This is a genomic window from Christiangramia flava JLT2011 (genome assembly GCF_001951155.1).
In the GTDB taxonomy this organism is placed as follows: domain Bacteria; phylum Bacteroidota; class Bacteroidia; order Flavobacteriales; family Flavobacteriaceae; genus Christiangramia; species Christiangramia flava.
The window spans coordinates 280,771-293,619 of the sequence record NZ_CP016359.1; the positions used below are offsets into that span (position 1 = coordinate 280,771).

Annotated in this window: 15 protein-coding genes; 12 read left to right on the forward strand and 3 right to left on the reverse strand. The window is 43.2% G+C overall.

Annotation, left to right across the window (positions count from 1 at the left end):
* Nucleotides 1–130: 130 nt before the first annotated feature.
* From GRFL_RS01135 to ribB, 9 genes are all read left to right on the forward strand, one after another.
* A complete protein-coding gene (locus GRFL_RS01135; protein ID WP_083642725.1) occupies nt 131–769 on the forward strand; it encodes a peroxiredoxin in 639 nt (212 codons plus the stop codon).
* A gap of 25 nt (nt 770–794) precedes the next feature.
* Nucleotides 795–1,109, forward strand: a complete 315-nt coding sequence (locus GRFL_RS01140) for a thioredoxin family protein (RefSeq protein ID WP_083642726.1) — start codon at nt 795–797, stop codon at nt 1,107–1,109.
* Complete coding sequence (locus tag GRFL_RS01145; protein ID WP_083642728.1) at nt 1,090–1,338, forward strand: DUF6952 family protein; 249 nt, start codon at nt 1,090–1,092, stop codon at nt 1,336–1,338. The genes GRFL_RS01140 and GRFL_RS01145 overlap by 20 nt, the downstream gene beginning before the upstream one ends.
* Before the next feature lie 124 nt (nt 1,339–1,462).
* Nucleotides 1,463–1,963: a thiol peroxidase gene (tpx, locus tag GRFL_RS01150; protein WP_083642729.1), complete on the forward strand. Its 501-nt coding sequence runs from the start codon at nt 1,463–1,465 to the stop codon at nt 1,961–1,963.
* The gene (locus GRFL_RS01155; protein ID WP_083642731.1) at nt 1,963–2,325 is read left to right on the forward strand and encodes a diacylglycerol kinase family protein; all 363 of its coding nucleotides are present in this window, start codon (nt 1,963–1,965) and stop codon (nt 2,323–2,325) included. The genes tpx and GRFL_RS01155 overlap by 1 nt, the downstream gene beginning before the upstream one ends.
* 163 nt (nt 2,326–2,488) lie before the next feature.
* Nucleotides 2,489–4,864: a DNA translocase FtsK gene (locus tag GRFL_RS01160; protein WP_083642732.1), complete on the forward strand. Its 2,376-nt coding sequence runs from the start codon at nt 2,489–2,491 to the stop codon at nt 4,862–4,864.
* 6 nt (nt 4,865–4,870) lie between these two features.
* Complete coding sequence (gene lolA1, locus GRFL_RS01165) at nt 4,871–5,512, forward strand: outer membrane lipoprotein periplasmic chaperone LolA1 (protein WP_083642734.1); 642 nt, start codon at nt 4,871–4,873, stop codon at nt 5,510–5,512.
* A 1-nt stretch (nt 5,513) separates the two neighbouring features.
* Nucleotides 5,514–6,962, forward strand: coding sequence for an LptF/LptG family permease (locus tag GRFL_RS01170; protein WP_083642735.1), 1,449 nt, complete (start codon nt 5,514–5,516; stop codon nt 6,960–6,962).
* A 27-nt stretch (nt 6,963–6,989) separates the two neighbouring features.
* Nucleotides 6,990–8,141 (forward strand): 3,4-dihydroxy-2-butanone-4-phosphate synthase, encoded by a 1,152-nt coding sequence (gene ribB / locus GRFL_RS01175; protein WP_083642737.1) that lies wholly within the window; start codon nt 6,990–6,992, stop codon nt 8,139–8,141.
* Here ribB and GRFL_RS01180 read toward each other — a convergent pair.
* Nucleotides 8,138–8,767 (reverse strand): NAD(P)H-dependent oxidoreductase, encoded by a 630-nt coding sequence (locus GRFL_RS01180; protein ID WP_083642738.1) that lies wholly within the window; start codon nt 8,765–8,767, stop codon nt 8,138–8,140. The two genes, ribB and GRFL_RS01180, sit on opposite strands and share 4 nt — an antisense overlap.
* A gap of 116 nt (nt 8,768–8,883) precedes the next feature.
* Between GRFL_RS01180 and GRFL_RS01185 the strand changes: the two genes are divergently transcribed.
* The 3 genes from GRFL_RS01185 to GRFL_RS01195 all read left to right on the forward strand — a co-directional run bounded on the left by GRFL_RS01185 (nt 8,884) and on the right by GRFL_RS01195 (nt 10,924).
* Nucleotides 8,884–9,525, forward strand: coding sequence for a SanA/YdcF family protein (locus tag GRFL_RS01185; RefSeq protein ID WP_083645908.1), 642 nt, complete (start codon nt 8,884–8,886; stop codon nt 9,523–9,525).
* 52 nt (nt 9,526–9,577) lie between these two features.
* Nucleotides 9,578–9,934 carry a phage holin family protein gene (locus GRFL_RS01190; RefSeq protein ID WP_083642740.1) on the forward strand — a complete coding sequence of 119 codons (357 nt, stop codon included), beginning with the start codon at nt 9,578–9,580 and terminating at the stop codon, nt 9,932–9,934.
* A gap of 201 nt (nt 9,935–10,135) precedes the next feature.
* Nucleotides 10,136–10,924: an HAD family hydrolase gene (locus GRFL_RS01195; protein WP_083642741.1), complete on the forward strand. Its 789-nt coding sequence runs from the start codon at nt 10,136–10,138 to the stop codon at nt 10,922–10,924.
* A 1-nt stretch (nt 10,925) separates the two neighbouring features.
* On the opposite strand, the gene GRFL_RS01200 is transcribed toward GRFL_RS01195, so the two are convergent.
* Both GRFL_RS01200 and GRFL_RS01205 read right to left on the reverse strand, forming a co-directional pair.
* Nucleotides 10,926–11,684, reverse strand: coding sequence for a hypothetical protein (locus tag GRFL_RS01200; protein WP_083642743.1), 759 nt, complete (start codon nt 11,682–11,684; stop codon nt 10,926–10,928).
* Nucleotides 11,685–11,713: 29 nt separating this feature from the next.
* Complete coding sequence (locus GRFL_RS01205; RefSeq protein WP_083642744.1) at nt 11,714–12,637, reverse strand: L,D-transpeptidase; 924 nt, start codon at nt 12,635–12,637, stop codon at nt 11,714–11,716.
* Between the last annotated feature and the right edge of the window lie 212 nt (nt 12,638–12,849).

The following is a 12,849-nucleotide window of genomic DNA, read 5'->3' on the forward strand; positions in this document are numbered from 1 at the left end:
TTCTTTCTGATAATTAAAACTTATCACAGAATAAACTTTTAAAATTTTCCAGATTTTGAAAACGGGGAATCTGCCGTAAATTTGCACCTCCAAAAAAGAACAAGTTAAACCTTAAAATAACCTAATTTATATGGCTTTAGTCGGAAAAAAATTTCCAAATCTTAGCGTAGATGCGATGAACGAAATGGGAGATACTTTCAAAATCAATGTTTTGGAAGAAGCTCAGAAAAACAACAAGAAAGTTTTGCTTTTCTGGTACCCAAAAGACTTCACCTTTGTTTGCCCTACTGAACTTCACGCTTTTCAAAGTGCCCTTGAGGAATTTGAAAAAAGAAACGTGATGGTGATCGGTGCTTCCTGTGACACGCCTGAAGTGCATTTTGCCTGGTTAAATACTCCAAAAGACAACGGAGGTATTGAAGGTGTGACCTACCCGATCCTTGCAGATTCGAACAGAAACCTGAGCAATCGTCTTGGAATTTTGGATATCATGAACGAATCTTACGACGAGGAGACCGGTGCATACACTGTGGAAGGTGATAACGTAACGTACCGCGCCACGTACCTGATCGATGAAGAAGGAACTGTTTTCCACGAAGGGATCAACCACATGCCACTAGGAAGAAACGTTGCTGAATTCCTGAGACTGGTAGATGCCTATACGCACGTTCAGGAAAAAGGAGAAGTTTGTCCTGCAAACTGGGAAGAAGGAAAAGATGCTATGAAGGCTGACCGTGACGGTGTAGCCAGCTATTTAAGCTTAAACTAATTATCAACAAGGGAAATCAATTGCTATGATTCACGAATTAGATCAAGATAACTTAAGCGAAATTGTTAGCGGAAATGATACGGTCGTTGTTCAGTACATGGCCGGATGGTGCGGAAACTGCCGTTTGATGAAGCCGAAGTTCAAGAAACTGGCTACCGAAAATGAGAACGCGAAATTCGTTATGGTAGATGCTGAAAAATATCCGGAGTCCAGAAAACTGGCAACCGTAGACAACCTGCCAACATTCGCTACATTTCAAAATGGAAGTTTTAAAAATCAGGTTCAAACCAACAAGTTTGACCAGCTAAAAAACTTAGTGGATGAAGTTACCAGTAATTAAGCACCTGCAGAAGAACAACGATTCGGTAAAGCTTGAAAACACCATCGAAGTGCTTGAAAATTTCACGGAACACCGTTCGGTGACTGAGGAGCAGATGGATGTGATTGGAGAGCTTATCACCAATCTTTGTGGCGCTGTAGAAGTACATAAAATGATTGAAGACGGGGTGCCGGAAAAAGACGCTCCCAATCATTTCGCTAAAAAAGTTTTAGGTTCCATAGACCGGTAAGCTTTTTTAAGAACGCCAAAAACAAGGGCCGTTTCATTGGGAAACGGCCCTTGTTGTTTTATGATAATTTTAGTAATAACCCATGGACAATCTTCTAAATTTATAAAACTCAAAAAAAGTTGTAATGGCGAAGATTAACCTTGGAGACCAGAAGGTCACGACGTATGGAAGTTTACCGGCTCTAGATGAAAAAGCACCACATTTTGAATTACTGAAAGCTGATCTCAGCACCGCGACCCTGGAAGACTATAAAGGCAAGCGACTCATCATGAATATTTTCCCGAGCATCGATACCGGCGTTTGTGCCACCTCGGTGAGAAACTTTAACCAGCGCGCTACCGACTTGAAGAATACCGTGGTTTTGTGCGTTTCCAGAGACCTGCCTTTTGCCCAAAAAAGATTTGTAGACGATGAAGGGCTTGATAATGTCGTAAATTTATCAGATTTTAGGGACCGAAATTTCGGCAAGGATTATGGCGTGGAAATGATAGACGGCCCAATGGAAGGCCTTTTGTCCCGCGCAGTCCTCGTACTTGATGAGAATGGGCACGTGGTCTATTCCCAGCAGGTGGAAGATATCGGCCAGGAGCCCGATTATCTTTCGGCCCTCAAAACGCTGTTATAATGAAGAACTCTTTCCTCGGAAAAAGAATCAGAGGAGGTGGATATGCAATGAAAGGTGCCTGGCTCTTGCTACGGCACGAACCCAGCATTCAGGTACAATTCGTTATCTCGATCCTGGTGTGTATCGCCGGTTTTTATTTCGATATCTCCAGAACAGAATGGATCTTCCAGTTCTTTGCCATTGGCATGGTCATGAGCGCAGAAGGCCTGAACACCGCTGTCGAAGCCATTGCAGATTTTGTGCATCCAGATTTTCATACTAAGATTGGCCATATTAAAGATGTCGCTGCCGGCGCAGTCTTCATCGCAGCCATCATTGCCGTGATTATCGCCGTACTGATCTACTACCCTTACCTTTCCTGATCGCCTCTTCAGAAGAAATTTTAGGATTCTCAACTTCAGAAAAGAATAAATCCCATTTTAGGGCGTTCGCTTCTGAAAAATGAACAACTTTTCAAATTGAAGTTTTTTTTACTTAATTTGAAAAAGGCTAATTTGTATTTTTGCCGAAATCTCCAATCCCTCTATGGCTAAAAAGAAAGCGAAAACCAGAAAAACCGCTAAGAAATCCCGTAAATTTTCTCTGAAACTGGACCGGCAACAGAAAGTGGTTTTAGGAAGTTTCCTCATGCTTTTTGGCCTGGCCCTTATCGTCGCCTTCGTAAGCTTTTTGTTTAACTGGCAGGCAGATCAGAGCACACTCAACGAATTTGGAAATCGAAGCGTGGAAGCCAGGAACTGGCTCAGCAAATTTGGTGCAACCGTGAGCGATTTTTTCATCTATAAAGGTTTTGGAGTCGCCAGTTTCACCATCGCCTTCCTGGTGTTTCTTACCGGCATCTATTTATTCTTCGGAAGAAATAGCAGCAATCTTCGAAAATTCTGGTTCTGGGGCATTCTGGTGATGATCTGGATTTCTGTTTTTTTAGGATTTTTTGCTGATTCATATTCCCTGCTGGGTGGAAGAATTGGTTTTGAAACCAATGATTTTCTTCAGGATTATCTAGGCTTCTTCGGAACCGCTTTATTGCTCACCTTTCTGCTGATCGTCTACCTGGTTGTTCGACTGAAGATCACTCCGGAACTTGTTGGCCATTATTTCAAATCCGGAAAAAAAGAACTTCAGGATGCTTTCGAAAGAGAGGAGCAGGCAACCAGCATTTCAGAAACCGATGAAGAGATAGACTGGAAAGAAGAAACCCTGAAACACCAGCCTGAAGAAAAAGCACCGGAAGTAGAGCTTTCCCAGCCTAAAGTGGAGACGCCACAGCCCAAACCGCAGCCAAAGGTCAAGATCCCACCGCAGGATGAAGAAGATGTTTCGATGGAAGTGGAGGCTGCCCCGGAAGAAGAGGAAGAAGACAATCTTAGCCGAAAACTGGTTCGTGATTTTGGTGAATTTGACCCAACGCTCGAGCTTAAAAATTATAAATTTCCCACCGTAGAATTATTAAAAGATTATGGCGGCGGCATTACGATCAACCAGGAAGAACTGGAGGAAAATAAGAATCGGATCGTCGAGACTTTGAAGAATTACAAGATCGATATTGCCCAGATCAAGGCCACGGTTGGACCTACAGTGACACTGTACGAGATCGTACCCGAGGCTGGTATCCGAATTTCCAAGATCAAGAACCTGGAAGACGATATCGCGCTTTCCCTTTCCGCTTTGGGGATCAGGATCATTGCGCCAATTCCGGGTAGAGGAACTATTGGTATCGAAGTACCGAATAAAAATGCGACGATCGTTTCCATGAGATCGGTGATCGCTTCGCCTAAATTTCAAAATGCGGAAATGGAATTGCCAATGGCACTAGGAAAGACCATTTCTAATGAAACCTTCGTAGTAGATCTCGCAAAAATGCCTCACCTGCTCATGGCCGGGGCAACGGGACAGGGTAAATCAGTTGGATTGAATGCCATCCTTACCTCTCTTTTATATTGTAAACATCCGGCAGAGGTGAAATTTGTGCTGGTAGATCCGAAAAAGGTGGAATTGACGCTATTCAATAAGATCGAAAGGCATTACCTCGCAAAATTGCCAAATTCCGAAGAGGCGATCATTACTGATAATACCAAGGTGATCAATACGCTGAATTCCCTCTGTATCGAAATGGATGAGCGTTACGAGCTGCTGAAAAATGCCATGTGCCGTAACATCAAGGAGTACAACACCAAGTTCAAGGCCCGAAAACTAAATCCGAACGACGGCCATAAATTCCTACCCTATATCGTGTTGGTGGTCGATGAGTTTGCTGACCTGATCATGACGGCAGGAAAAGAAGTAGAAACCCCAATTGCCAGACTGGCGCAGCTGGCGAGAGCCATTGGGATCCACCTGATCATTGCCACGCAGCGACCTTCGGTAAATGTCATCACAGGTATCATCAAAGCGAACTTCCCGGCGCGTGTGGCTTTCCGGGTAACTTCGAAGATCGATTCCAGAACCATTCTTGACAGTCAGGGAGCCGACCAGCTTATTGGCCGTGGGGACATGCTTTTCACCCAGGGAAATGAACTTAAAAGATTGCAATGTGCCTTTGTGGATACGCCCGAAGTAGATAAAATCACCGAATTCATCGGTTCTCAAAAAGCCTATCCCGATGCGCACCTTCTTCCGGAGTATGAAAGTGAGGAAAGTGGCACAGGAGTTGATATAGATGTGAGCGAACGAGATAAGCTGTTTCGTGAAGCCGCAGAAGTGATCGTCACCGCCCAGCAGGGATCGGCATCACTTCTACAAAGAAAACTGAAACTGGGTTACAACCGTGCGGGTAGAATCATAGACCAACTCGAAGCGGCTGGCATAGTAGGACCTTTTGAAGGGAGTAAGGCCAGGCAGGTATTAGTAACAGATCTGGCGGCTCTGGACCAGCTTTTAAATGAAGAACCAAACAATTAAAAAGAAATGAAAAAGTTAGTTTTGATCTTGGCCGCTATCATGGCCATCAATGTACAGGCCCAAAGTTCCCAGCAAGCTGAGAAATTGTTGAAAGAAGTGACCAGTAAAGTTCAGGCTTATGACAATATGGTCATAGATTTTAAATACTCCCTGGATAATACCGCAGAAAACATCAACCAGGAAACCCGAGGAGATGTAAGCATCAAGGGCAACAGATATGTCCTGAATTTGATGGGAACCACCCAGCTTTTTGACGGGCAGAAGATCTATACCATCATCCCGGAAGACGAAGAGATCAATATTTCCAGTTATTCCGAAGAAGATGGAAACAGCATTACACCTTCAAAAATGTTTACTTTTTACCAGGATGGATATAACTACCAGATGGATATTAAGCAAAACGTAAAAGGCCGTGAAATCCAGTACGTAAAGCTGACTCCTAAAGACAGTAATGCCGAGATCAAGAACATTTTGTTGGGTATCGATACACAAACCAAGCACATTTACAACCTTATCCAAACACAGGATAATGGTACTAAGATCACGATAACTGTAAAAAGCTTCAAGACGAACCAGCCTCTTGCGAAAAATCTGTTTACTTTTGACGAGAACAGGTACAGCAGTTACTACATCAATCGTTTAGATTAAATTGAAGATCCTCGACCGGTACATACTAACCAGTTTTTTAAAAACATTCTTTTCGGTCTTTATCATCCTCATGTTCATTTTTGTACTCCAGACGATCTGGCTGTACATTGGTGAACTCGCAGGGAAAGACCTGGACGTAGAGGTGATCCTAAAATTTCTCCTCTACTTCTCCCCAAAGCTGGTGCCGCTGGTGTTGCCGTTAACCATTTTGGTCTCTTCCATTATGGTTTTTGGGGCTTTTGCGGAAAATTATGAATTCGCCGCCATGAAATCTTCCGGGATTTCCCTCCAAAGGGCCATGCGCGGTTTAACGGTTTTTATAGTATTTGTTAGCCTCGTTGCGTACTTTTTTGCTAACAATGTGATCCCGGCAGCAGAATTCAAATCGATCAATCTTCGGAAAAATATCGCTCAGCTCAAACCCGCCATGGCGATTACGGAAGGGGTTTTCAACGACCTCGGTGATTTCAATATCAAAGTGGCGAAAAAAAGCGGCGAAAACGATCGCTACTTAACTGATGTGATCATTCATAAGAAAAGCCCCAATGGTGGAAATCACACGGTCATCAAGGCGAAAAGCGGGGAACTGGCGGGAAGCACCAATTCTGATGTGTTATCCCTCATCCTGAACGAAGGAAATTATTACGATGAGATCATGCAGAGTGACTACTCCAAGCGTGCCCGCAAACCCTTCATGAAAAGTTATTTCGATGAATATGTGATCAATATCGATCTTTCCAATTTCAATAATGTGGACCTGGAAGACGAGTCTTACAGCAATACAGACGGGATGCTAAAAGCTTCAGAACTTCGAGAAAGCATCGATTCTTTTTCCGTCGCCTATAATACTCGAATGGATCAGTTCCGGGAAAATATGTACAGCCGCTCCGGGCTTCGAACCATCACCCGAAATTTTAAACCTAAAGACACGACGGTGGCTATTGGGAATTCGGTTTTAGACCAGTTCAATGCGTACGACGGAGCGCAGATCGCAAACCTGGCACTGGGTACGATCAACTCCGCGAAGGCTCACCTGTCTATGAAAAAACAGGAATTCAAGAATTCCACCAAACAGCTGAATAAATTTGAGATCGCGCTGCACGAAAAATATGTGCTTTCCATAGCCTGCATCGTTTTGTTCTTCGTAGGTGCGCCGCTTGGTGCGATCATCCGCAAAGGAGGAATGGGACTGCCTATGGTCGTAGCGATCGTTCTGTTCTTAACTTATCACTTCATCGGGATTTTTGCAAAAAACTCCGCGGAAGACGGAAGTATCAGTCCGTTTGTAGCTACCTGGCTTTCTACCTGGATCATGCTTCCGCTGGGTATATTTTTAACCTACCGCGCCACAACCGATCAGGGCCTATTCATTTTCGGCGATATCAGTGACGCCTTCCGAAGACTCTTCAAAAAAGGTAAGTTCGGGAAGTCCAAAAGTGATTCAGAATAAATATCTTTGCGCCATAAACGTGATATTATGGCCGAGGTGAAGAGCAGCAATCAATATGCTATCAAATTAGACTCTATTAAAGACGCGATCGATGACATCCGTGAGGGAAAAGTGATCATTGTGGTAGATGATATTGATCGTGAAAATGAAGGAGATTTTCTGGCAGCTGCGGAAAAGGTCACCCCGGAAATGATCAATTTTATGGCCACTCATGGTCGCGGGCTCATTTGTACGCCTCTTACCGAGGCGCGTTGCGAAGAGCTGAAACTGCAAATGATGGTTGGTAATAATACCGACCCCATGGAGACGGCTTTTACCATTTCTGTTGACCTTCGCGGAAAAGGTGTCACTACCGGGATTTCTGCAGCAGATCGCGCCAGGACTATTCAGGCGCTCATCGATAACGACACAAAACCTCACGACCTTAACCGTCCCGGGCATATTTTTCCCTTAAAAGCAAAAGAAGGCGGAGTTCTTCGACGTACCGGTCACACCGAAGCTGCCATCGATTTTGCCCGGCTGGCCGGCTTTGCTCCTGCAGGCGTGATTGTAGAGATTATGAACGAAGACGGAACCATGGCTCGACTCCCACAATTACTGGAAGTGGCCAAGCGCTTTGACCTGAAAGTGGTATCTATTGAAGACCTGGTGGCATACAGAATGCAGCATGATTCATTGATCAGCAAGGAAGAAGATTTTCATATCCAGACGAGGTTTGGAGATTTCAGGCTGCGTGCGTATAAGCAAACCACCAATTCCCAGGTGCATATTGCGTTAACCAAAGGCAGCTGGAGCCCAAATGAAGAGGTTCTGGTTCGCATGAACAGCACGCAGGTGAATAATGATATTTTGGGAACACTTACCAATGATGCTGATAAAAAGCTTGACGGAATGTTCCGCGCGATCAATGAAGAAGGGCGCGGGGCCATTGTGTTCATCAACCCGGCAAACCAGTCGGGAAATATGCTTAACCGACTATCAGAATTAAAAGAAGGTCAGAAAAAAGGTGAAATGAAAGCACCGCCCGTTAAAATGGATGCTAAAGACTTCGGAATTGGCGCGCAGATCCTTCACGATCTTGAAATTCATAAAATCAAGCTGCTCTCTAACAGCGAACACACTAAACGCGTGGGAATGGTTGGTTACGGACTGGAAATTACAGAATACGTCAATTACTAGTCGATATCGATGATGACCTCATCGAGTGGTCGGCGTACCTTCTTAAAACCGGAAAATTCGTCATCCTCGGCACGATAGCCTACCGGAAGCACGAGTACTGATTGTAAGTTCTTTTCCGAAAGATTCAGGATTTGATCATACTCATTAGGCTCAAAACCTTCCATAGGGCAGGCATCGATCTCTTCAGCAGCACAAACGGTGAGCAAAGTTCCCAAGGCCAGGTATGCCTGATTGATAGCCCAGGCTTCGATCTCCTTCTTGGCTTTTGAATTGAAATCATCTACTAAAAATTCCCGAAAAGGCTTCAGAATTTCATCAGAAACATTCCGAATATGCTTCACCCGCTGAAAGTAATTCCGGATAAAATCTTCATCTACCCGAGCTTCAATACAAATAACCAGTAAATGAGACGCGGTATCTACCTGTTTCTGGTTAAAGGAACTGGCTTTTAAACGTGCCTGCAGTTCTTTATTGGAGATCACCACCATTTTCAGCGGCTGTAACCCATAAGAAGTGGCGGTAAGATTAAAAGTATGTTTGAGAATATTGATTTTCTCTTCTGGGAGAATCCTGGAAGCGTCAAACTTCTTGGTGGCATAGCGCCATTTCAATGCATCGATACTCATACGCTGAAGTTTCCACAAAGGTAGACAATAGCTGCATTTTCGCATTCGTTAGTACATAAATTCTCTCGATACATTGAATATTTATATTTATCTTCGATGGGTAAATGGCCTGGATTATGAAACGCCTTAAGAAATTGATCATTTTTTTAGTGATTGGGCTAGTGATGGTCATTTTCGCTGTACTGGGACTGGAAAGCATTTTTCTGAAAGAGACCTCTTCAAGCATTTTCAGGGATTTCAATGAGGTTCCTTCCAGGACCACCGTGATCATTTTAGGAGCCAGCGTTCACGCAAATGGTGACCTTTCTCCCATCCTGAAGGACCGCGTTGATACTGCCATTAAACTATACAAACGAGGCAAAGTAAAAAACTTCCTGGTCACCGGGGACCATCGCTCTGAAGATTATAACGAAGTTTCCGCGATGGTTAATTACCTGCAGGAAAATGGCATTCCCAAGGCACTAATTAAAACCGATCATGCCGGGCTGGACACCTATGACAGTATGTACCGTGCCGGGAAATTATTCCAGGTGAATGATGCCGTAGTGGTAACTCAGGCATTTCACCTGCCCCGGGCTCTTTTCATTGCAAACCATCTGGACCTTAATTATATCGGTTTTGCAGCCGATCAAAGGGCTTATCAAACCGAATATCGCCTGAAACAACGAGAGAAACTAGCCAATTTCAAGGCTCTCTGGGAAATCGCACTGAATAAAAAACCCACTACACTCAAAGCCCGATTGAAAAGTAAAAACTGAAAGAGTTTTTTAGTATCTTGAGTAGCGACTAACAATTCAAAACCAATAAATTATGATTCAGTGGCTTATCCACGTGGTGATCGATGCCGTAGTTTTGCTGATCGCAGCAAAAATGATGACCAGCGTGGAATTGAAAGGATTCAAATCGGCAATCATTGTAGCGCTTATTATTGGCGTGCTCAGTTTTCTGTTAAGCTGGCTGCTAACGGCCATTTTAAACATCGCTACCCTAGGACTTTTTTATTTTTTGGGTCTCGGCTTTATTACTCGCGTTATCGCCTACGCGATCATTATTGAAATAGCCGATAAGTTGAGCAGTGATTTTAAAACTCACGGTTTCTGGCCTTCACTTTGGCTGGCTATTATCCTGGCGATCGTTGGCGGAATTGTAGACGCAATGATCTTTTAAATATTTCAATACCGGGTGAGCTGTCTTATCCGGTATTTCCCTTTTACCTCCCGAACTTTCCAAAATAACTTTGATTATTTTAAGTTTTCCCTCATTCAGCAGCTAATCTTTCAGCAAGTTCCATTCACCTGAAGATTTAAGGAGAAATTAAACTTAGATGCTGTTACAAGTGCTACCTTTGCCCCTTTCAAAAAAATTGCGATGATAAAACTGATAGTGACCGATATGGATGGAACCCTGCTGAATGACCAGCATGAACTACATCCTGATTTCTGGAAAATTGAAGAAGAACTAACCGGCAAAGGCGTATTGTTTGCCATCGCAAGCGGTCGTCAATTCTATAATTTGGAAGCGAAATTTGACAGGATCAAGAATCGCATCATGTTCTTTGCCGAAAACGGAACGTTTGTTTCCTACCAGGGTAAAGAACTCTACGTGAACCCAATTGAAAGAGATTCGGCTATTGGTTTTATTGAGATGGGGCGAAAACTGGATGAAACCTATCTGGTTCTCTGCGGAAAAAATTCGGCCTACATCGAAACACGCGATCAGGAATTTATCGATGAAGTTTCTAAATTTTATGAAAGACTGGAAATTGTTGACGATCTAACACAGGTCAACGATACTATTCTGAAGGTGACGCTCTGCAACTTTAATGGAGTGGAGGATCACACTTTTCCTCATTTTGTTAATTATACCGACCGTTTTAAAGTGGCGATCGCCGCTAAGATCTTTATTGATATCACCGCACATGATGCCAATAAAGGGGACGCGATTAAGGGGATTCAGAAAGAACTGAACATTTCACCAGAGGAAACCCTGGTGTTTGGAGATTATCTGAATGATCTGGAAATGATGCAGGTAGCCCATCATAGTTATGCCATGAAAAATGCGCATCCTGAAATCAAGGAAGTGAGCAAATTCATTACCGAATTTGACAATAACGAAAACGGAGTACTCAGAACTATTGAAAGCCTGGGGCTGGTCTAGGTTAATTTATAATGATATTGGTACGGTCCAGGCCTGTATTACCCGTTTCAGGATCAAAAGCATAAACCTGGATTTCGTACAGCCCTTTTTCCAGTTGCATATCTCCTGAAAAGGTGCTCGATTTTTCGGTTTGTTGCAAATCGATTTCTTTGACCTTTTTTCCGTCCTGTAGCGCAACGGCACGAATCTGGTAATTTGATGCATTCCAGAGTCCGTTTTCTTCCACGGGACAGCCGCACACCATAACGATATTGGCCTTCACTTCGAATACTTCGGATGCGAGACGTTCATGAGTTTGAGGTGCCAGAATATCTATTACAAAACCGGGAATTTCCACGATAATTCCGTCGCCTAAGATATCTTTTCCCGGAAGAATCCAGGTCTGCGTTGAAGCATGGACTTGTGCCTGTTTTTTATTCCAGGGAGCATACACATCGATCTGTGCCAAAACTGGTGTTTCCAGATCCAGGGTGGCCAGAAAACCGGCTGTAGATTCTTCGGAAAGCGACTGCCCTCGTTCATGAGCAGTTTTCATAATCAAATCAGTATTTCCAGTACTTCCTGAAGTAATACCTTCTGCCAGAATGACTCCCGTTTGAGCATCAGAAACTATGATTTTAGCCCCGCCAATGGAACTTCCTATGAATTTTGCATCCTTCGCTTTTGCCCTGATCATTACTGAAGTTTGCTGGGCGTAACTAACAATAGTTGCGAATAAAAAGATGGCTATTAAGAAACGAATGCTCTTTGAAAATATCATGAAACAGCTTTTCCCAAATTTACGAAAAACTATTGCGCAGACGCAAGCATTCCTTCTTCAGTATCTAGCTGAGTCTCGAAGTTACGAGGATCGTGCTGGTAATTCCAGATATAATCTTTCAGGAGCTTTACTTCCTCTTCAGTCATGTCATTAGCTTTCATATTTTCAGCTAAATTATACCAGGGCTTGTCACTGTTATAATCATATTCACCATACACAATGAATGGAGTTCCGTTTTTGCTGATTTTACCTTTGTTCAACTCCCACATACTTGCCCAATTATAAATATCTTTTGCATCGTCCATATACATTCTCACACAACCGTGACTGGCTGGATAACCTGGAAGGGCATACTGGTGTGTACCAATTCCTTCATGATTCATAAAATTAAAGTAATAAGGCATTACCCAGGAAGCATCAACCGTACTGATCTTTTTTCGGGCCTTATAATTTCCATAATTCAAACCATTAGGGGTACGGGTAGAGCGTTTACCTGTACTTACCGGACCCCACTGCACCAATTCACCATTTTCATATAAACCGAAAGCCTGGACTCGTTGGGACACCAAAACGGCTTTTGGAATACAGGCCATAAAATCGATATTTGAAGGCAACGGACTATAATCCAGAAAATCAGAAGCTGCGCATTCCGGTATTACCAGATTGGTATTGGGACGCAGGCGATTTCGATCCATTCTGTTCAAGGCTAAAATGGCGTGGAGTTCTTTTTCCGAATACCTGTTAAGAAGGCTGTCTACATCCTGCTTGCTTTTTAAACTGTCTATAGAATAGGTAAGCTCCTGTCGGAAATCTTTGGGTTCTCTTTTAATTACCGGATTTGCCATTTCAAATTTTTGAGAAGCGTCTGCTTCAGCAACCTGGGGTTTGGGATTGCAACCCGTAAATAATATTAAAAGAATCAGAAATTTCGGAAGTATAGTATGCGTTTTCATCGTAGTAATTTTATACGGTGAAATTACGCACACATGCCGCAATAGCCTGTCAACAAAGCGTTAAGGCTTTGTTGAGGCTTTTATAATTAACTCATTTTAAGACGAAAATTGGTCATTTTAGGATAATTTATCTAAACTGCCCGGTTTTCGAAATTCTTATTTTCAGAAAATTTTAAAATTCCTCCTACAAAGTACCAGAGGCATTTTCAGCA